This is a genomic window from Microbacterium sp. zg.Y909 (genome assembly GCF_024626565.1).
This window is the reverse complement of the sequence record NZ_JANJFJ010000092.1, coordinates 1-902: the sequence shown is the minus strand read 5'-3', so window position 1 is coordinate 902 and position 902 is coordinate 1. Positions and strand designations below refer to the sequence as shown.

The 902-nt window shown below is 68.8% G+C and carries 1 protein-coding gene and 1 pseudogene; both read left to right on the top strand.

The window, feature by feature from the left end:
* Positions 1–330 (top strand): PTS sugar transporter subunit IIA (locus tag NQ160_RS09020; protein ID WP_257514894.1); only part of this gene is annotated, 330 nt, incomplete at its 5' end.
* Positions 327–902: pseudogene (locus NQ160_RS09015) on the top strand (mannitol-1-phosphate 5-dehydrogenase); the annotation flags it as partial. The gene NQ160_RS09020 and the pseudogene NQ160_RS09015, both read left to right, overlap by 4 nt.

Here is a 902-nt window from a genome sequence, read left to right as displayed (position 1 = left end):
ACCGGCGCCTACTACGACGCGATGCAGCAGCGCGAGGAGACCGTCTCGACCTACATGGGCAACGAGCTGGCCATCCCCCACGGCACGAATGAGACCAAGGAGACGATCCTGGACTCGGCGCTGTCGGTCGTCCGCTACGACGGCGGCGTGGACTGGGACGGCAACCCCGTGACCTTCGTCGTCGGCATCGCCGGCAAGGGCGATGAGCACCTCGAGATCCTGTCGCAGATCGCCCTGGTGTTCTCCGACGAGGACGAGGTGGCCAAGCTCAAGCAGGTGCAGACGCCGGAAGAGCTGTACACCCTCCTCTCGACGGTGAACGCATCATGAAGGCCGTCCACTTCGGCGCCGGCAACATCGGGCGCGGCTTCGTCGGCCTGCTGCTGCACGAGGGCGGCTACGAGCTCGTCTTCTCCGACGTCGCGGCCGACCTCGTCGATGCGATCAACGCCGCCGACTCGTACACCGTGCACGAGGTGGGCGAGGGCGGCACCGACAAGGTCGTCACGAACTTCCGCGCCATCAACAGCCAGACCGACCCGCAGGCGGTCATCGATGAGGTGGCCACCGCGGACATCGTCACCACTGCGGTCGGCCCCACCGTGCTGCGCTTCGTCGCACCGCACATCGTCGCCGGCATCGCGATGCGCGATCCCGCGCTCCCGCCGCTGAAGGTGATGGCGTGCGAGAACGCCATCAACGCCACCGACCTGCTGCGCGACGAGATCCGCGCCCAGGCGGAGGACGGCTGGGATGCCATCGCCGGCCACGCCGTCTTCGCCAACACCGCGGTGGACCGCATCGTCCCCGCCCAGGCGCCGGGGGAAGGCGTCGACGTCACCGTCGAGCCGTTCTTCGAGTGGGCCATCGAGGCGCCGCCCTTCGGCGGCGAGCTGCCCTCG